The organism is Bacteroidota bacterium (assembly GCA_018831055.1).
Classification (GTDB): domain Bacteria; phylum Bacteroidota; class Bacteroidia; order Bacteroidales; family B18-G4; genus M55B132.
In genome coordinates, this window is the sequence record JAHJRE010000207.1 from 12,755 (window position 1) to 31,706 (window position 18,952).

Consider the following 18,952-nt stretch of genomic DNA (forward strand, 5'->3'; position numbering starts at 1 on the left):
AACCCGCTATATTATTAAACCGGGATACTTCCATTGGCAAAATTACAACAATCAGCAGGGAATTTCCCTGATGATAACAAATTTATCATCACTTATTGCGGTGATCTATGAAAGTCACCGCTTTACGTTTATCCTCAGGAAATTTTAATTTCTCAATAGTTTTGGGGTCTTCAAATGAAATCGTTGGAGCAACCCTCAGGCTGGCCCGGAAATGGTCTTTCAGTTTCTTTTCAAAACCTTCCGTGACATTGTTGCAGCCTATTCTGATAAGTATTTCATCGGTACCTATTTCATTTGTATAAACTTCGACAATGTAATGTTCAATTTCACGGATATTATCCAGGATATCGTATAGCGCCGGTGGGTATAAGGTTGTCCCTTTGAATTTGATCATTTGGTTTTTTCTTCCGATGACGGGTCCCAGGCGCATGGTTGTTCTTCCGCATGCACAGGGTTCATTGTAATGATAGCATACATCCCCGGTCCTGAACCTGAGTAAAGGCATGCCTTCAACGCCAAGGGTTGTAATGGTAACCTCACCGGGTTCGTCATCTCCTACCGGCTGGTCATGATCATCAAGAAACTCCACGATGATCAGCTCCGGATGATGATGCCCGCCTGCTCCATGCCTGCATTCGGTAAATGCAGTTGCCATTTCCGTCGAAGCATATGTACTGTATAATTCAATATCCCATTTTTCATGGATCTTGCCGGCAAGAGTTGTAAGGGAGAAATCGGGGTTCCTCAATGGCTCACCAATGCAAACAGCTTTCCTTATTGAGGAAGACCGGTAATCTACTCCTTGTTCTTCAGCCCACTCTATCAATTTCAGAATGAATGATGGTACCGCAATTAAGGTATTGGGGTTCATTCTTAGAATGGTATCCCATTGCAATTCAGGCATACCATTGCCTACCCTGACTATTCCTGCTCCGAGCCTGCGAACTCCCAAAAAATAGGCTAATCCGGCCATAAACCTTCGGTCGATGGTTGTCATAAGCTGATAAACATCATTCGGCGTTCCCCCTGCACACAAAAATGAAAGGTATTCATTGTATGCCAGGCGGTCCAGATCATGATCGGTCATGACAAACTTCACCGGATCTCCCAAAGTGCCCGATGTTGTCACAATATCTATGATCTTCTGTGAAGGCACACAGATAAAATCATCGTTTTGCCGGTGAAGATGGTCCTTAGTAGTTACAGGAAGCAGGGAGAGATCCTCCAGCCGCCGGATTTTACTAATTTCAATCCTGTTATTTTCAAATGATTGACGATAAAAGGGTGAATTGTTGTTTAGGTATTCCAGCAGTTCAGGTAACCGGGATTCCTGGTATCTCTTAATTTCCTTTTCAGGAATTTGCTCAATTCTGGGTATAGCTTCCATTTACTTACCGTATCTGTTCCTGTATATCAGTAATCTTGTCTTCAATTGCATTCCTGGTATATCGTGTTGGGATTTCACATTCAAGTGCTTTGCGGTAATACTTTAGAGCCGCTTGATAATCCCCTTCAAAATTTTTCCTGTCGCCTGCAACTTCATATGCCTCAAAAAAGAATGGATTTAGGCTGACAATATATGACAGGTTAAAAACCGTATCGTTTTTATCCTTAATAGATTTTCTGACCAATCCAATTATCCTTCTGTATTCCTGAAAGCTTTTCCAATCTGCTGAATCGAGAAATCCGTCTTTTGCAATATTTCCTGATTCTTCATATAAAATTATCGGACCTGTAGATTCAGGAAATCTCTCAAAGACATGATTTAGGTCATAACAAAGATATTCTCCAAGCTGATACGGTCCGGCAGAGACCCAAACCTTGCCCTGTGCGGGTTTAAAAACAACCGAATGGTGGGCTATAAGCTGATTGATCGCTTTCTCATTCCCATTGCCTATGTCAGTATTACCAAGACCCTCACGGTTACGAAGAATTTCCACAGCAGAAGCAACATCCAGGGAATCATAACCGTTCATAAGTTCCTCCACCCGAAGGGAGCGGTATACTGTTGAGGTATTCCGCATGTTTTCACAATTCAGTGAATCCGTTGCGAAATTATCCCCCAGGAAATGATTGGTCAGGATGAGATAATTTGTATCCGGTATATAAAGAACAGTGGTATCCGGAGTCTTTTCTATTACTCCTGCGATATCCTCCTGGCCCGAACCAACCAGAAACGCTTCCGAGACGAACGTTTCTCTTTTTTTGGCAATTTCAAATGCTTCTTCAATAGTAGCGGCATATTGAAGTATTTCTCTTGCCAATATGGACACAGGGGTTGCAGCGCTGAACGGGATATCCGATTTGGCAGCATTCAGGGTAATGGTCAGGCCTTTTTCATTCATTCCTGATACTACCCCAATCATCCCTCCCCAGGTAATGAACATAAAGCGGAATCCATTCTCAGGCTTCACGAAGGCAATGATCTTATCCCGGTTGAACTCTTCCCCTGCATGAAAATCGAAATTTCTTCCAACAAGAAGCTCCCCGCCGGACGATTTACCATCCCAGGAAGCAAAAGCCGTACAGCCTACCAGGTTCATGTTTTGAAGAGCATGACCAATATCATGAGCCCCATGATAATTCAGGATGCGTTGATACTTGCTGCCAATAAAATCGTATTCATCATCAGCTGATAAGGATATTCCATAAATTTCAAGTTGATATTCCCCCGGTACATATTTATCCATATGACGGTTGAAAAAAGCAATAAAATACTTCAACACATTCAGATAAGACTTTGATGGAACCAGTTCATAGATCCTGTTAACAAAAGCTTCTTCCTGGCGGCTGATCAAAGATTGTGTAAGCTTGCCGTTTATGACCCCCATTTCAAACGGACCTCCTTCAACATATAGTTCCCATAATCCGTAAGAATTTTGCTGCAAACGGCCGTTCCCACACATAAGAAACCCTGCTGTATCATATTCTACCATGGTTTGCAAGACACCCACATTTTCAGGGCTGGGAGGCTCAATAACAACTGCAATCCTGAAATAAACAGATATAACCAGGATCAGGGTTAATAATACAATCAGTATATACCTGAATATTCTCAGTATTCTTTTAAACAGCATCATGTACCTTTTTTAGCAAATATTCTTGTCCGACAAACTCCGCACAGGTTATAAGTGCACTCAGGCTAACACCTAATATCCCGTGCAGGTTTAGGTTCTGGCCCGTCAGATAAAGATTGGGTATCTTTGTCCTTGGGATCAGAAAGGAATCCATAAAATTACGACTATCTTTGATTATTCCGTAAGCTGAACCATCTATTGTCCCGGTGTAATCTCTGAAAGTCAATGGGGTAGAGGTGTAAATCCTTTCCACTTTTTGCCTTATTCCTGGAAACGCCTTTTCCACAAGATCCATAAGCCTTTCAGCCCTTTCTGCTTTAAATTCTTCATAGGCTTCTCCTCTTTTTCCCACAGTGGTATTCTCCCATGGCCTGACCTGATCATATTTCATATAAGTCATAACAACCACATTTTCTGAGTATTGCTGCTCCATAAGTCTTGCAGAGGTGTACATCATAAAACCGGATGGCCATTTATCATCATCCTGATTCTGGTCAGACCATACATCATCCTTATCGAAATAATAATAATTATGATTCAGGTATGGAAAGCAGTCCTTTTTTAAGATGATGTAAAGAATAAACATCCCCATAGAGTTTTCAAGCTTCAAAACCCTGTTAATATATGCTTTACGCAAGGAACGTCCATTCAACATCCGCAGAGTATTTGCAGGATGAATGTCCGAGATGATGTATTCTGAGTGGAACTCCCTTCCATCGGTTGTTATCACCTTATCGATCAAGTCTCCGTCAACATGCAGGATTTGCACCTCAGCACGGGGAATTATCTCGCCTCCATTTGTTTCAATTATTTCCGACAAAGCAGCAGCAATCTGCGATGAGCCGCCAATCGGCCTCCATGCACTTTGAATGAAAAAATGGTTGATAACTGCGTGCACATAAAGTGGAGACCCTTCCTTAACCCCGGCATACAAACCGTTCAAACCGGCCAGGATATTCCTTAGAACATTATCCTTTGTTAAACCGGCAATATACTCAGAAGCAGGTATGGAGATACCGGGATTAACAAATAAGTTTTCCTGCCGGAAAGGTCTAAGATTGTACAGGTCAACCATACCGACAACTTTCCTTAAACCCTTGACATATTGTGATATTTCATCCTTTTTACCAGGAAACCTTGCTGAAAGTGAATCGGTAAATCTTTCAAAACCTTGTGCCAGATCATATTCTTTCCCCATGTAGGATATCCTGTCAAAACAATCGATATCAAGTTGCTTAAGCCTGAGTTTCCGGGTCAGACCCACATAAGAAAATATCGTATGAAGGATTTGTCCTTTCTCCATACTTCCAATGTAATGCATTCCTGTATCGAATGTTTTTCCTTGCCGTGTAAATGTTTGCAGACAACCGCCAATTACAGAATTTTTTTCCAGGACAGTCACCCTGAATCCCTCCTTGCTCAGGATAGCGCCGCAGAGCAAGCCACCCAGCCCGCTTCCGATGATCAAAACGTTATTACCGGAGTTTCCCTGGCTCATAAATCTGCATTTTTTACATTTTTTATAAGATAATCCATACCCAGGAACTCTGAGCAGGTGAGCAACGCATTGACCGAAACCCCGAGAATCCCATGAAGGTTTAGGTTTTGACCTGTAAGGTAAAGATTGCTTATTCGTGTTTTAGGCATGAGAAGCGACCTGAGGGGATCTGCACTATCCTTAACAATACCGTAACTGGAACCGTTAAGGGTGCCCGTATAATCTCTGTAGGTAAGAGGTGTGGAAGTATAATATTTAGCTATCTTTTGGCGAATGCCAGGAATCCTTTTTTCCAGAGTATTAATAAGAAGTTCAGCTTTTCTTTCCTTAAAATCCGTGTATTCTTTTCCACGATTTTCTACAGTGGTATTCTCCCATTTCTTTACTTCGTCATAATGCATATAGGTGATGGCTATAAGCGCATTGGCAAACCCACTTCCACCGGATATTGCCGGAGTATAAGCCATTACATAAGGAGGCCATTCGTTTTCATTGTAATGGTAGCCCTTCCATACATCATCGGATGTGTAATGGTAAATATTGTAATTAAGATAAGGAAATGAGTTCTCATTTAAAACTGCATAAAGGGTAAACATCCCGATAGTGTTTTCCATGGATTGTATCCTTCTTCGATATGCATTGTTAAGTTCCCCTTCCCCGATCATTTTCATGGTAACAGCAGGGTGAACATTGGAGATGATGTTATTTGCCTCCATTCTATCCCCATCGGCTGTCTTTACAGCAATCGCCCTTTTCTCACGTAAAACAATGCTTTCAACCTTTTTATTCCGGAAAATCTCCCCACCGTTTTCTCTGATTTTCGCAGCTAGCTCTTTTGCCAGTTGGGAGCTGCCATCAACCAGCCTCCAGGCGCTTTTCATAAAGGAATAATTAATTATCCCATGAATATACAAGGGGGTTTTCTCCGAAATACCTGCATATAAAGGATTTGTAGCTGCCAGCACACTCCTTAGTTTCTCGTCTTTGGTCAGGCTTTCCAGAAATTTACGGGTATTGGTGTAATAATACTCGTTAAGGGAAGTACTATTGCCCTTAATCTCCAAATCGTATAATGGAAAAGAGTGACTGAGGTGGCGCAGCTTTTCAATATAGTTAATTATCCCTGACTTTTCATTAGGAAAGCGTGAAGCCAATGCCTCAATGAAACGGTCTTCACCCTGCGAATAATGATATTCCACAGGATCTCCCTCAAAGGTTATTCTTTCAAAAGCGTCTTCATCCATCTTGCGTAGACGAAGCCTGTCGTATATACCTACATACTTGAAGTACTGATATAAAACCTGTCCCCTGTCGAGTGACTCTGTATAATTTAAACCTGTATTGAAAACAACACCATCTCGTGCAAACGACTGCAAACACCCTCCAATCCTTGGATTTTTTTCAACAACACAAACCTTAAAGCCTTCCTTACTCAGGATGGATGCGCTAAGCAACCCGCCCAGCCCACTGCCGATGACAAGCACATCATAGGCCATGACCGCTTCTTATTGGTTTAATGTTTGTCTTCTTCAAAACATACAAAATATTAGAGGTATATCTTGTCTTGTCAATCCAGGAAAACTCCAGGCCAGCCTTTAATGCATATTGACTGATCTTTTCACCGGAAGTAAAGTGAAGCAGACCGGTATCACAAGTTTTATTGAATTGTAGAATTTTTGTAGAAAAGAATTCTGACAAAACGGTCCCTTTATGTTTTCCTGGCATACCCCGATCTCCCTCCCGGATCAGGATGACACCGCCTTCTTTCAGTTTTGAGGCACAGCTCCCGATAAGGCCCTCCTGATCTTTTTCAGGAAAATAATGCAATACATCCGAAAGTATAAATGCATCGCTCTCAGGGAACGTATAACCTCTCACATCACCCTGTATGAATTCTAAATCCTGATTTTTATAATATGCGTTCTCTGCAATTAAAATCTTATCGGGATCATGATCAATACCCAGTATCTTCCTGGATGGGGCACGAAAATAGAGCAGGTACGATATAAAACCATATCCGCAGCCCAGGTCTGTGATCATACCCTCTTTGGGAACATATTCGTCGTATATACGGTAATGATCTTCCATGCGCATTTTTACCTTAAGATACCATTCCATGATGGCACCCCGGTAAACATAGTTCATCACCATCCTGCGATGGAAATACTCCGCCTGGCCAAATTCCTTCTCAAGCAATTGATACTCGCGAATAATGTATTTCCTGAACCCTTTTGTCCTTTCTCTGTAATTTTTACCAAATCGATAATCATCAATGGATATCCTGTTTAATATCTTCATGGTTATCCTTCCCGATCTGAGAAAAAGCTCACTCTTTTTCAAAACGTCTCCGACACCATGAAAGATCACCGGTAAAATATCAAGCTGCAATTGCTCTGCCAGATAAAAGGCTCCCCGGTGAAAACGGTGAATCGTTGTGTCATCGGAACGCGTACCTTCCGGAAAAATCAAAATAGAATATCCTTCTTCAACTCTTTTGGCAATTTTGGGCAATGAATCATCAATCCCTGCAGATGTAACCGGATAAAAATCAGCCATTCCAGCCAGCGCACCGTAAATTCTACGATGAACCTTTTCGTTGGTTAATACCAGGATTTTGGGATAAAGCATCAAAACCAACAGAATATCAATGTGAGACTGGTGGTTCCCTATGATCAGAGCAGGCTTTCTGAACTTATTCCGGCTAAACCCGATTACTTTTTTGGAAATATTGAACGGACCATAAATAACAACCCTGAATGCCATCATGATCAGGTAATGATAAACAAATCTGAGCTTCCTACGGGAAATTGGAGTGAGATAAAACATTATCCCTCCAAGAACCGTGAGAATGATTGTTCCTGAAATAAAAATAACCAATGCTACAAGCGAAAAAAAGAAATCTACAAAAGTGATGGGAGCAAAACGTTTCCTGCCTTTGGATTTTATCATCCAGTAAAAAAGAATGGGTTGCAGAGTGTAAGCTATGAAAACAACAGACAGTATCCCGACCACGGAGACTACTGCTATTGATCTTAACGCGGGATGAGCCGCAAAAATCAGAACCCCTACCCCGGAAATGGTAGTTATGGCAGAAAGAAAAATAGAAGTTTTGAATGAATTCAGGTTCCGTTCTCCTGTCTTGAACTCATCAAGCAACCCCCGTGTAATGAAAATGCTGTAATCTATTCCCAATCCAAAGATAAAAGTGGTAATCACAACATTAAATATGGTAAATTCGATCCCAAGTATACCCATGATCCCTAATGTCCAGACCCAGCTCACCAACATTGGAACATAGGTAACTACCGTAAGTTCAATGCGGCCAAATGATATCAGGATGATCAGGAAGACAATGAGCATCGAAACCAACACCAGAATTCTAAAATCCTCCCTGAGCATATTCACAAAGCGTGCTGCCAGAAATTGCCGGTCGATAATGACTTGTCCGGGAACTTCCTTCAGTGCAGCGTGCACATCCTGTTTGTTTTCTAATCCAAGCTTGATACTGGTCACAACATATGCCGCATCCCCTGTTTCATTGATGTAATCCTCCAGGAATTTTTCTCTCAAGACAGGAAAATCCCAGGTTTCCTTTCCACTGAAATCCTGCCTTATCAAATCTTTAAATCCGTCAAAAGCACCCGGACGGAAGCCATATTCCTTCCCTGCTTCATCAAGCCAAACCGACAAGCTGTCTCTTCTGGTGTCCCAAAAAGTATCCCATCGTTCAATGCTTTCTTCAATAGCTGAGGGAGCTGGATATAATCCGGAGGGAAGAAGATAGCTCTGAACCTTCCCATCTTTTTTCAATTCATTCAATATTTCTTCCAGGCTTTCATTGTTTTGCAAAGCCTCGCTGATATTACTACCAACTGAAACCACATACATGGTACGTAACGAAACCGTACTGATCTTGTTCAGGTTTTGTTCTGCTCTCTTTAGTTCCGGTGTCATATACGACATTTTCTCAAGATCCTCCTCGAATGTTACATGCCGGAAAAAAAACAAAGAAAGAATGGTAATAATAACAATGCTCCATTTCAGGTATCTGTTTCGGTGATAATCATAGGAAGAGATCCTGTTAATAAAGGAAAGCTTTGACTTTCCCGGATTATCCTTTACAAGATGCGGAAGAATCAATAATGCAAAGACGGCTGCGAAAACAATACTTAATGCTGCAAACCAGCCCATATCCCGTAACGCAGTGGAGCTGACAAAGCCAAGGCATAGGAAAGCGGCTGCTGTGGTCAGGCAACTGAGAAGGATAGGAGCTGTTATATCTTTTAAAGTTTTTTCAACAGAGCCAATCGATTGAAAATGACTAAAAAAATGCAGTGAATAATCGATGGCTATTCCAACTAAAACCGAGCCAACACCAAGCGCTATTCCGGATATGGTTCCCTGAATAAAATACAATAAGGCAAGGGCCATTGAACCTCCGAAAACAGCAGGAATAACCAGGATTAGAATTATTCTTTTCTGCCGGAAATACAAAACCATTAATGAAATAACCACAACCATTGCTATCCCGACGGTAAGGATGATATCCTTTTTGATGCGGGAGGCATTGGCAACTGATACAGCCACCCCCCCGAAATACTCGGCTGTAACTGTAGGAGAATAAACAGAATTCAGACTATCCGTCAGAGACTGAATCCCTTGCACCAATGAAGCATTTTTCCCTGTTTCACTTGAGGGATTTGCCGGAGAAACTATCATCAGCAGGTTGTCCAGATCCCGGGTAAAAATATACCCCTGATGAATGATAAAATTATCGTCCGGCTGAAACGACTTTAGCTTTTCCATGATCCGTGGGGTGATGCTCAGCGGATCCTGCACAAGATAGCGTTTCATAGCCATACTTGCCGGAGAAACCAATAAACGGTAGTTGCCTGCAATAGTTTTACGAATTGACTCCCGGTTGAGAAGCGAATCAAGCCATATGTAATCATTTTCTTCCAGGAAGACAGGAAGATTATGGTAAAATTCACCAAACGATTCCTGCATGGTCCGGCTCTCGAAACGATAGCGGATCTTCCTGATATGGTTACTGTCAAATCGCTCAGTTAATAATTGATTCAGCTCATCGGCATAGCGTATGATCAATCCGGTCGACTCCCCGGCCGTATCCACTGATCCTATCCGGATAACCAGATAATCCAACAGTTTTGTGTTCTTCAGAGCTTCGCTATAATGGCCGGCATCATCATCCTGCATGACCATTTTAAAAATATCCTCTTCAAGCCTGATCAAAGAAGTAAAATATCCGGCGCTTAAAAACAGCAGAAGTGCCAGCACCAGGAATAAAATCCTGCGTTTCCTGAAAATCCTGTATGACGATACAAAGGGTTGCAGCATTTTGTCTTACTGTTTTACTCAGGTTGTTGCTTCAATACCGGTTTTCTCTTCCTGAAAAGAGCCAGCAGCAAAAAAGTGATCAAACCAAGAGATATTGATAAAGCTGTACCAAATGATAAAGCTCCGATTATATACTGGTAGAAATCGTCGGTGATCATGTCAAAGCTGAATCCCGAACTATAACTAACAGTTTCAGAGCCTTTCCCCAAAACAAAACCACCAATTTTAAAACTAAGGTATATTATTAAGGGTATCATGGGTGGCAGGCTGATATTGGCCGCGATAATCACAATTACCTTATTCAGCCTCAGTAAAAATGACAGGAAAATTGCCGTAACGAGCTGCCAGCCCCAAATGGGTGCGATTCCCATAAAAATACCTACAACAACCGACAAGGCAAGTTTTAGGTTAGAGTCGCTGCTGCCAAGCACCTCCTTCCTGAAAAATTCCCGTATGGATTTTCGGCTGAGGCCACGAATGAACATCTTTGGTCGATAATACAATAAAGCCAATGGGACAAGTATGGTATTCAGGATACTGACCCGCGAAAAATCTATGAAAGGCCGGAAATGGGTTATTCTCTCACCCTCCGGATTATAATCAACACTGACAGGAACATGTAAAACGGAGATCCCTTTCCAGGCAGCCCTTACCAGAATTTCAATCTCAAACTCATACCTGCGGGAAAAAAACCGCATCTTCCCTAATTCCTCAAGAGGATAAAGACGAAATCCCGACTGTGTATCCGGCAGAGCTATTCCTGTTTCAAGATGGTACCAAAAATTGGAAAACCGGTGACCGAAACTGCTTTTCGAAGGTATGCCTTCCTGGTCCATGTTCCTGGCCCCTACGATAAGAGACCCGGGATTATCACGTAATTTTTCAAGGAAACGTGGTATATCCGCAGGATCATGCTGTCCATCCGAGTCCAGGGTAATGGCATATCGGAAACCCCTTTCCTTTGCTAAACGGAAACCTGCGCGTAATGCAAATCCCTTTCCCCGGTTTTTTGGAAAAGATAATACCTCTACCGGCATGTTCCGGAGAATCAAACCTGTACTATCCGTGGAACCATCATTTACAACGATGATATCTTCTGTATAATGAAGAGTGGATTCAATAACACTCCGGATAAAGCGGTCATTGTTGTATGTGGGAATAATCACACAACAATGCAGAGTTTTCATTTCACTTTGTATTTCAGCATGTTTCATGTTGAACCGCACCGCTTTAGATGGTTATTATCCAGGCAGGATTCAGGCTTCCTTTAGGAAAACTCCTTTAAATTTCAGAAAATTGGATTCTTCATCGTATATCAGAGCATCCGCTTTCAGCCTGATGCCATCCAACTCATTGACCCTTATCTTAACCCGAACATCAGGAGATTGACGTGGATCAATAAAGCGGAGAAATTTTATATTATCTCCGGTTGTAAGAAACAAGCTGATTCTATATCGCAAAGCTATTATCTCCTTGATAATCTGGATCATGCAAACTCCCGGCACTACAGGAAAGCCCGGGAAATGCCCCTGGAATATCCGGTGGTTGGCATCGAACCTGATACTGGCCTGAACTGTTTCCTGATCTGTATCCTCCATTTTGAGGACGTTAAAAAAATCTCCCAGCAACATTACTAATTCATTTTAAGGATGTTGAATTCCAACACAAGTTTGAAAAGCCCTTTCTCCCTAATAGTAGCATTTTTAAATCTTCCGGCTGAATCGTATTCATGATAATATACCCAAACCTTTCCGGAAGTGGTCTTTATGCGTTTATACAGGAGGTTACCCTCGCTATCATAAGAGAAATATGCACCCTCCTTCCTTTTCCATATTTCATACCCTTGCCCCCTGGCATTGACATTCGAACTGCATTGGGAACATCGTTCATTCTCAAGCAAAAATACTTTAAAAAACCGTCCTATTTTATCTATCAGTGCAGGTTTGTCGATATTTTTAAGGACATGATTTACATGAATACTGTCATTCCATATACTGATATCAAACAAGGTAAGCCCGATCTCATTGCTGAAATTGATCCTGAAAGCATTACCGTCAATCCTTTGAACAGCCATAAATCCATTGAAACTTTGGTTAAGGATCTCAAATTTCCCTTTGCCAAGTATCCTCTGTATCGAATCCTGGGGAAATGGAGACAATCTCCTCCCGGTATATACGCCCGATGTTATTTGTTCAGCAGGAATTCGGGAACAACCGGCGATTGTCAAGGCTCCAAAGCTAATCCAGAATAAAAATCCTCTCAGGAATGGTTTCATTGATTCGTTTTTCGGTAAACCTTATTAGGGTATAATCACCGGTATACTCTGTAAAAATAAGCTTATCCACAGTCAGGTTATCTTTCCTGAAAAATATCTCAGCCTGTTTCAGGATGTCTTTGACCTCCTCTTGCCTGGGAACCAGAACTGCAAGATAGTAATCGGCATTCTCGAAATAGGAAATCTCGAACATATCGTCATTGTCCAGAATCTTTCCCTGAACGCTGCCTACCATCACTTCATTGATTTGACGGATAAAGGCGTTTTCATCCATATCATAAGTGTTGGTCTTCCCATTGCTGCGTATCATAACCTGATCACCATTCATCACAATGACATAGGAGATGGGATCCAGGTATTCCCATCTGACATGGTTTTCCTTCCGGTAATAAAACACGCCATTCGAAATAATCACTTCCTGGAACACATCCAGATTTTTCTCCTGGATGAACGAGCTTTGTAAAGAAATCGTTTTTTCTACGGAAGCAGCCATCTTTTCTCTGAACTCATCAGGAGAAGAAAGCACCTTAAATCCTGACGGCTGGGCGGACATACTGAGAGAAATCAGGAAAAGAAGTCCCCCAAAAGCTAAGGTCCTATATTGCTGCATAGGGTAAAATGTTTAGTAATTCATCTATCCTGGCAAATTTATACCCATTTTCCTTAACGATGTTAATCACTTCCTTTAATATCTTCTCCGATCTTTTCCGGTTATCATGCAAAAGGATGATGCTTCCGGGTTTCAATCGTTTTTTAATCCGTTGGGCAATCTTAATGGGATCATTCAGGATGGTGTCATACGATCGTATATTCCAGCCAATTACCATATGATTTTCATTTTTTAGAGCTCTTGCAACTGCAGGATTGGTCACACCATAGGGTGGTCTGAATAAAACCGGGCTTTTTCCTGTAATTTCCCTGACGATACGATTAGTTTCCCTTATTTCACGATTCATCCGTTTGGCCGGAAATAAATCAAATAAGTGATCATGTGACCAACTATGGTTGCCAATGATATGTCCCTCGTCGTGCATGCGTCTGATCAAATCAGGATATAAGGCAGCATTTCTTCCTTTGATAAAAAATGTTGCTCTGATTTCCTTAGATTTAAGGATATCAAGTACGGCCTCCGTATATACTGGATACGGTCCGTCATCAAAAGTCAAAGAAACAACCTTCTCATCCACATGGGAACGGCAAATGGCCTTCACGTACATTCCGGAACATATCCGGGCTGAACCGGTTACCATAATAACCAGGAAAACCAACAACCAGGCTACCCCCACATACCAAAATACCTGATTCCTGAAAGCAACCAGGATACAGACGGCAAGCCCGCATAAAAAGATAATATGTAAAACCGGGTAACGGATCATCGGGATAACAGCATCAGTGTGTGATGCTGATTCATGAAGTGGTTATAAATAAGAATGTTATTGATCTCTTTCGGAATTCCTCGTTTAATTATCAGGGGTTCCGGAATGTGTTGTGTCTCCAGGATTTTAATTGCTGTCCAGAATCCAAAAGCCGAAGCGGTATGATACTCACCGCATAAATGTTTATAATAAACCTGAGCCCTGTCACTGAAAAGATTTTCGTACATCTGATCAAATACGCTGTCGTAACGCATGTCACCACTGTAACCCATCACAGTAAGATCAATATTTCCAGGTTTCATATTGTTTTCTTCCAGGAAGCTGATAATCCTGTAATTGATTGTTTCCGGACAATCTGGATTCAGGAAGGTATCAACCGCCATAAGCCTGCCGTAGTTCTTTTTCCCAGGCTCATCAGAAAGCATCACAAACACCGATCCTTCTCCTGAAATGGTACCGTTGGTCTTCTCCGATAACAGATCCAGGTTCCTGATGGGATTTTCCTTCCAATATCCAAGCCGCGAAAGAATTTTAAAATTGTTTTCCGAAGTTTCATCTATGCCACCGACCAGTATCCTGTGAGCTTCCCCTTCCTTAATAAGCAGCATGGCGTCTGTCAGGGCGCTTTCAAAAGAAAAACCCCGGTGTACATAAGTAAAATTGTAGTTGTGGCATTTCAGGTGAACGGCAATCTGAGCGCCGACCGTGTTATGCGTTGAACGGATGAATGAGGTTGGGGTGAGTAACTGCTCCCCGTTCTCAATCATAGACATCAGGAATTTCTCGGTATCCTCTACGCAACCCATACCTGTACCGGTTATTATGGCATCAGGATTTTCCATCTGAGCGTCGTTCAAACAAATTTTAGCGGATGAAAGTCCAATCCGGTTGATACGGCTCATTCTTCTGAGTTCAAGTGGAGGGATAAAATCCTTGTAATTCGGATCAACACAGGTAAGATTATTTTGGTAGTATTCTTGCACCTGGTCAAGAAAAGCCGAATTATCGAAAGTCTGCTGCGGGGTGATTGCCCCTGTCCCGGTGATGTATATCTGTTTCATACCGGCCTGGATAAAATAAGTGTCGAATTATTACCGCCAAAACCAAAGGAGTTGGTAAGTACATGGTTCACCATCCTGTTGCGGATAAGCTCCGTAACCGGGGTAAAATGAAGTTCTTCCATGGGTTTCTTGAATCCCATATTGGGGAAGATCAGGTTGTGCTGAATAGCCATCACGGAAAAAACCGTCTCAACAGCCCCGGCAGCACCAAGTGTGTGGCCAGTATATGGTTTGGTAGAGCTAACAAACGGGATCCGGTCTCCAAAAATAGTTTCAATAGCTTTCCCTTCCGATAAATCATTATTTATAGTTCCAGTACCATGGGCATTGATATAGTCAATATCCTCAGGTTTAAGATTGCTAACCGTAAGTGCCTTCCTCATGGCCATTACTGCGCCTTCTCCTTCCGGTGAAGAGGCAGTCTGATGAAAAGCATCGTTGGCATTTCCCCAACCGCTTACCTCAGCAAGGATCTTTTTCCCATTAAGACGGGCGGCCTTTTCCGACTCAAGCATCAGGAAAGCAGCACCTTCGCCCAATGTCAGTCCGTTCCTGTTTTGGTCAAAAGGCTTGCACCCTTCTCGATCAAGTATCATCAGAGTATTAAACCCGTTGATGGTAAACTTTGACATGGCATCAGCACCTCCAACCAAAGCACGATCGAGCAATCCATTCCGGATCATCCTTGCACCCAGCATAATGCTGTTTATCGAAGAAGAACACGCAGTGCTTATGGTGGTCATAAATCCTGAAAAACCAAGAAAAAAGGCTACTTTTTCGGTTGCATCCCCGCAATCGTGGGTTCCAATGTATACATTGCTGTTGTCATTATTGAGAAAATCCAGGTAATAATTCTCGCTTTTTACCATCCCGCCGACTGTTGTGGCGGATATGACCCCGTTCCGGAGCCCGTCGCCCGGATCAACACCAGCCATCTGTAAAGCCTCCTGTGCAGCAATCATAGAAAGCAAAGCTGTCCGGGTATACCCTTGCCTAGGGTCAAGACCTAATATTGCGGATAATTCCTCATCGCTGGCACGTACTTCCGCTACCGGAATGTCATCACGGTGAAGGGTATCAATATACTTTACCTTTCCTATGCCGCTTTCTTGCTGTAACAATGAGGAAAGGTTCCCGGCAAAGTTTTTCCCAATGGCAGTAATAAGCCCTAATCCTGTAATGAAAACCCTATCCGGCATTGGTTATTTTTTCCTGTGTTCGGTTATATACTCTGCCATGCTTCTGACTGAGAAAAATATCTTTTTCCCTTCCTTGGGATCCTCAATCTTTATGCCGTAATTCCTCTCCAGTAACACAATGAGTTCAAGGGCATCAATAGAATCCAGTCCAAGGCCCTCTCCAAATAATGGTGCATCGGCATCAATATCTTCCGGTTCAATATCTTCCAGGTTAAGAGCCTCAATGATCTCATTTTTCAGTTTGTTTATCAATTCTTCCATCTCATTCAGTTTAAAATAGTTCTTTTATTGAGCTGGTAACAAAAGGCATGGAAAAATCCCTGCTTCCTGAAACCGTCTCTTCCACCAACAAAAGCAATGAATCGTAAGTATTACCGTCAGCTTCAACCCACCCGGTAATACATACTTTCAGCTTTTTCATTTGAAACAGCAAACTTACATAATCCTGAATGAATTCCATAGAAAATGTTGGCTGTATGAAAATTACATTTTCCCCTTTGAATCCATTCCGTATACAAATCTCGCCTGTCATGATATTCGGCAGAGTATAAACAAAAAGTGCAGGGCTTGGGAAATAGTTTTCATCATCTTCAATGGTTGCCTGAAAACTTCTGTCAATATCTATAGAACTGGATCGGTTAGCTATCACCACACCTATTTCTTCCGGTAAATACCTATCCATAAGCTTCTTATCCATCAGAAGAATTTCAGCTGTCAGGAAGCCCAATCGTGTGAGGATATCCATTTTGTAAAACTTGGGATATCCGATATTAAACTGTTTATAAACCGATTTCAGGAAGAGGCCTGGGTTTTCTGCCTGAGGTTGGGAAAATTTCAGGATGTTGTTAACACTTACCTGATTATCCCCAATCCTGCAACTTGAGCTTATGACAATATTTTCCGGATAGTGCTCCATTGTTCAATTATCTTTCCTGAATAATACTGCGGCATTACATCCCCCAAAGCCAGATGCGGTTTTCAGGGCATGGTTTATTTGTGCTGTTTCCTGTGTTTTCGGAATTCTCAGTGGTATACTAACCCCATGGTTTTCATATCCTATTGAAGGCATCAGGATGTTTCTCCGCATGGATTCAACTGTAAGCACCGACTCGATTACTCCGGCCGCCCCCAATGTATGTCCGAAACAACCTTTGAAACTGTTAACAGGGACTGAAGACAGACCACAGCGGTCAAAAGCTTTGGCTTCCATCTCGTCGTTGTAGTCGGTAGCGGTTCCATGAGCAGAGAGAAAATCTATATTTTCCGGCAACATTCCAACCTCTTCCAGGGTTTTCCGTACTGCGTGGAATAATCCTTCTCCTGTTCTGGAGGGCCCGGAAATATGATTGGCGTCATTACTGGAAGCACCTGCAACGACCGAAATCCTGGAATTCTCTTCGATCAGTGTGGGATCGGTTGTGAGAATTATTGTTCCGCTACCCTCTCCCAAAGTCAGGCCATCTCTTGAACTATCAAACGGGCGGCATGGACCGGGACTTAATGACTGGAAGGACTGGAAACCGGCAACCACAAAGCGGGAAAGAATATCCGCACCCGTAATCACAGCATGTTTATACCTCCCGGTCTGCAATAAAATCCTGGCAGTGTTTATAGCCAGAACTCCTGATATGCAAGCATTACAGATAAGTACGGGTTCATTGGCCATGCCGAAAAAATCCCTGATCAGGAAAGCAGAGTCCCAGAGCGACAAACGTTCCTTCGGAAATTTGTCCTGGTTTCTTCGTTCAAGCAAATCTATATTGCCTTTGGTTGTGGATAAAATAAATAAGGTATCCTCCGAATCAACAGGGATATTACTTTTTTCAATTGCCAACGAAAGCGAAGTCAATGCAAGTTTCTCAAAAAGGGTGTGGTCATCTGGAGATGCTGATCGTTCAAAATGCTTATCCAGTAATGTCCTGTCGACAAGTGATAAGGGAACAGGGACCCGTGAGATATCCCCGGGCTGGTTGATACGGATACCACTTCTCTTCTCAAGGATAGAATTTACATTTTCTGCAGTAGAAAAACCAACAGAAGTGATGATATTGGAGGATTCTATAAAAACCTTTCTCATGTCGGATTTCAGGAAATTGCCCCTTTCAGCTTTTTATAAATTTGTTCCTCATCACTGGCAATACCCCTGAGGATCTCAGCAATGCCCGGATATGATCCATTTTCTCCCGACCGGTTTTTCACTATTCTGGAAGCTTCTACAGCAAATAATCTCCACTGGTCACCAACACGGGTCATGTCTTCGGATAATTTCATCAGGGTATCCTTACCTGTAATTTCCGATGCCTGTTGCAGGAAGGCTGCATAAATAAACCGGAAACCGGCACCCCCGGTACCTATTTCCTCCTGAGCGCGAATAATCTGTCCCAGATATAGAGAAGCCTTTTCAATGCCGAGTTTCTGAGGATACCTCGCAATTTTGCCGGCCATGAATCGTATCCCTTTAACACCAAACATAGGAACGGGAATAGTCAACATATCTTTACAGGTTTTCCTGATACCTTTGACAACTGCCTCCTGAAGATCGATCTTTTCGGGAAGCCTTGTTGCATAATACATATGCCCATGCGGAGCAAACAATCCCCGTGCAAATCTTACCCTTTTCAAGTCATTGTATGTCAGAAACTCAGGAGTTTCCATAATGGGATCACTAACTATATAAGAACCGTTTTCCCTCCCATAAATAACAATATTATGGGCATTGAAATGAAAACGGTAGGGCTTGGGGAAATAGGTCAGATGGTAAACCCCCACAAGTAAGCCCGCCGGGATGCCCTGTGAAATAACTTCATCGAGTTCTTTCATTGCCCTTTCGGGATCTCTGAATTTCTTTTTTTCGATGCTTATCCCAAGCTGATGGGTAACCCTCCTGAAAATAATCCCCGGAAAAGGCCGGAAGGAAGTAACTGGAATATCATTAACTTTAACAAAGGGCATGTGGGCGAAAAAAAGACCGGATCCAATACCATAAATCAGTGGCTCACTGAGGTCATACCCATAATGCCTTAACAGATTGGACGTTACCCCATTCTCACAATGTGCCGATTGCCTGTGTTCAAAATCCAGTTTCATGATTTTCTCCCCTTACGGTAT

The 18,952-nt window shown here is 42.3% G+C and carries 16 protein-coding genes; all 16 read right to left on the reverse strand.

The window, feature by feature from the left end:
• Positions 1 to 88: 88 nt before the first annotated feature.
• The 16 genes from KKA81_13780 to KKA81_13855 are packed head-to-tail and all read right to left on the reverse strand — an operon-like array spanning position 89 to position 18,931.
• Positions 89 to 1,387, reverse strand: coding sequence for an AMP-binding protein (locus KKA81_13780; protein MBU2651993.1), 1,299 nt, complete (start codon positions 1,385 to 1,387; stop codon positions 89 to 91).
• A 4-nt stretch (positions 1,388 to 1,391) separates the two neighbouring features.
• Positions 1,392 to 3,080 carry a C45 family peptidase gene (locus KKA81_13785; GenBank protein MBU2651994.1) on the reverse strand — a complete coding sequence of 563 codons (1,689 nt, stop codon included), beginning with the start codon at positions 3,078 to 3,080 and terminating at the stop codon, positions 1,392 to 1,394.
• Positions 3,067 to 4,575 carry an NAD(P)/FAD-dependent oxidoreductase gene (locus KKA81_13790; protein MBU2651995.1) on the reverse strand — a complete coding sequence of 503 codons (1,509 nt, stop codon included), beginning with the start codon at positions 4,573 to 4,575 and terminating at the stop codon, positions 3,067 to 3,069. The genes KKA81_13785 and KKA81_13790 overlap by 14 nt, the downstream gene beginning before the upstream one ends.
• Positions 4,572 to 6,071: an NAD(P)/FAD-dependent oxidoreductase gene (locus KKA81_13795; protein MBU2651996.1), complete on the reverse strand. Its 1,500-nt coding sequence runs from the start codon at positions 6,069 to 6,071 to the stop codon at positions 4,572 to 4,574. Before KKA81_13795 ends, KKA81_13790 begins: the two co-directional genes overlap by 4 nt.
• On the reverse strand, positions 6,061 to 9,933 hold the full coding sequence (locus tag KKA81_13800; protein MBU2651997.1) for an MMPL family transporter: 3,873 nt from the start codon (positions 9,931 to 9,933) through the stop codon (positions 6,061 to 6,063). The genes KKA81_13795 and KKA81_13800 overlap by 11 nt, the downstream gene beginning before the upstream one ends.
• A 14-nt stretch (positions 9,934 to 9,947) precedes the next feature.
• On the reverse strand, positions 9,948 to 11,147 hold the full coding sequence (locus tag KKA81_13805; protein MBU2651998.1) for a DUF2062 domain-containing protein: 1,200 nt from the start codon (positions 11,145 to 11,147) through the stop codon (positions 9,948 to 9,950).
• A gap of 42 nt (positions 11,148 to 11,189) precedes the next feature.
• Entirely contained in the window at positions 11,190 to 11,531 is a 342-nt protein-coding gene (locus tag KKA81_13810) for a 3-hydroxyacyl-ACP dehydratase (GenBank protein MBU2651999.1), read from the reverse strand.
• 35 nt (positions 11,532 to 11,566) lie between these two features.
• Positions 11,567 to 12,208, reverse strand: coding sequence for a hypothetical protein (locus KKA81_13815; GenBank protein MBU2652000.1), 642 nt, complete (start codon positions 12,206 to 12,208; stop codon positions 11,567 to 11,569).
• On the reverse strand, positions 12,171 to 12,818 hold the full coding sequence (locus tag KKA81_13820; protein MBU2652001.1) for an outer membrane lipoprotein carrier protein LolA: 648 nt from the start codon (positions 12,816 to 12,818) through the stop codon (positions 12,171 to 12,173). The genes KKA81_13815 and KKA81_13820 overlap by 38 nt, the downstream gene beginning before the upstream one ends.
• Positions 12,805 to 13,584 carry a polysaccharide deacetylase family protein gene (locus KKA81_13825; protein MBU2652002.1) on the reverse strand — a complete coding sequence of 260 codons (780 nt, stop codon included), beginning with the start codon at positions 13,582 to 13,584 and terminating at the stop codon, positions 12,805 to 12,807. The genes KKA81_13820 and KKA81_13825 overlap by 14 nt, the downstream gene beginning before the upstream one ends.
• Positions 13,581 to 14,645, reverse strand: a complete 1,065-nt coding sequence (locus tag KKA81_13830) for a beta-ketoacyl synthase chain length factor (GenBank protein MBU2652003.1) — start codon at positions 14,643 to 14,645, stop codon at positions 13,581 to 13,583. Before KKA81_13830 ends, KKA81_13825 begins: the two co-directional genes overlap by 4 nt.
• Entirely contained in the window at positions 14,642 to 15,844 is a 1,203-nt protein-coding gene (locus tag KKA81_13835; protein ID MBU2652004.1) for a beta-ketoacyl-[acyl-carrier-protein] synthase family protein, read from the reverse strand. Before KKA81_13835 ends, KKA81_13830 begins: the two co-directional genes overlap by 4 nt.
• 3 nt (positions 15,845 to 15,847) lie before the next feature.
• Positions 15,848 to 16,105, reverse strand: a complete 258-nt coding sequence (locus KKA81_13840; protein ID MBU2652005.1) for an acyl carrier protein — start codon at positions 16,103 to 16,105, stop codon at positions 15,848 to 15,850.
• A 10-nt stretch (positions 16,106 to 16,115) separates the two neighbouring features.
• Positions 16,116 to 16,760 (reverse strand): 3-oxoacyl-ACP synthase, encoded by a 645-nt coding sequence (locus KKA81_13845; protein MBU2652006.1) that lies wholly within the window; start codon positions 16,758 to 16,760, stop codon positions 16,116 to 16,118.
• A gap of 3 nt (positions 16,761 to 16,763) precedes the next feature.
• Positions 16,764 to 17,921: a beta-ketoacyl synthase gene (locus tag KKA81_13850; protein ID MBU2652007.1), complete on the reverse strand. Its 1,158-nt coding sequence runs from the start codon at positions 17,919 to 17,921 to the stop codon at positions 16,764 to 16,766.
• Positions 17,922 to 17,929: 8 nt separating this feature from the next.
• On the reverse strand, positions 17,930 to 18,931 hold the full coding sequence (locus KKA81_13855; protein ID MBU2652008.1) for a BtrH N-terminal domain-containing protein: 1,002 nt from the start codon (positions 18,929 to 18,931) through the stop codon (positions 17,930 to 17,932).
• Positions 18,932 to 18,952 lie beyond the last annotated feature (21 nt).

Excerpts from the sequence above, each read along its gene's own strand:
- KKA81_13795 (MBU2651996.1), bottom strand. The coding sequence starts at position 6,071 with ATGGCCTATGATGTGCTTGTCATCGGCAGTGGGCTGGGCGGGTTGCTT.
- KKA81_13820 (MBU2652001.1), bottom strand. The coding sequence starts at position 12,818 with ATGCAGCAATATAGGACCTTAGCTTTTGGGGGACTTCTTTTCCTGATT.
- KKA81_13815 (MBU2652000.1), bottom strand. The coding sequence starts at position 12,208 with ATGAAACCATTCCTGAGAGGATTTTTATTCTGGATTAGCTTTGGAGCC.
- KKA81_13845 (MBU2652006.1), bottom strand. The coding sequence starts at position 16,760 with ATGGAGCACTATCCGGAAAATATTGTCATAAGCTCAAGTTGCAGGATT.
- KKA81_13830 (MBU2652003.1), bottom strand. The coding sequence starts at position 14,645 with ATGAAACAGATATACATCACCGGGACAGGGGCAATCACCCCGCAGCAG.
- KKA81_13790 (MBU2651995.1), bottom strand. The coding sequence starts at position 4,575 with ATGAGCCAGGGAAACTCCGGTAATAACGTTTTGATCATCGGAAGCGGG.
- KKA81_13810 (MBU2651999.1), bottom strand. The coding sequence starts at position 11,531 with ATGGAGGATACAGATCAGGAAACAGTTCAGGCCAGTATCAGGTTCGAT.
- KKA81_13855 (MBU2652008.1), bottom strand. The coding sequence starts at position 18,931 with ATGAAACTGGATTTTGAACACAGGCAATCGGCACATTGTGAGAATGGG.
- KKA81_13825 (MBU2652002.1), bottom strand. The coding sequence starts at position 13,584 with ATGATCCGTTACCCGGTTTTACATATTATCTTTTTATGCGGGCTTGCC.
- KKA81_13785 (MBU2651994.1), bottom strand. The coding sequence starts at position 3,080 with ATGATGCTGTTTAAAAGAATACTGAGAATATTCAGGTATATACTGATT.
- KKA81_13850 (MBU2652007.1), bottom strand. The coding sequence starts at position 17,921 with ATGAGAAAGGTTTTTATAGAATCCTCCAATATCATCACTTCTGTTGGT.
- KKA81_13835 (MBU2652004.1), bottom strand. The coding sequence starts at position 15,844 with ATGCCGGATAGGGTTTTCATTACAGGATTAGGGCTTATTACTGCCATT.
- KKA81_13805 (MBU2651998.1), bottom strand. The coding sequence starts at position 11,147 with ATGAAACATGCTGAAATACAAAGTGAAATGAAAACTCTGCATTGTTGT.
- KKA81_13800 (MBU2651997.1), bottom strand. The coding sequence starts at position 9,933 with ATGCTGCAACCCTTTGTATCGTCATACAGGATTTTCAGGAAACGCAGG.
- KKA81_13780 (MBU2651993.1), bottom strand. The coding sequence starts at position 1,387 with ATGGAAGCTATACCCAGAATTGAGCAAATTCCTGAAAAGGAAATTAAG.
- KKA81_13840 (MBU2652005.1), bottom strand. The coding sequence starts at position 16,105 with ATGGAAGAATTGATAAACAAACTGAAAAATGAGATCATTGAGGCTCTT.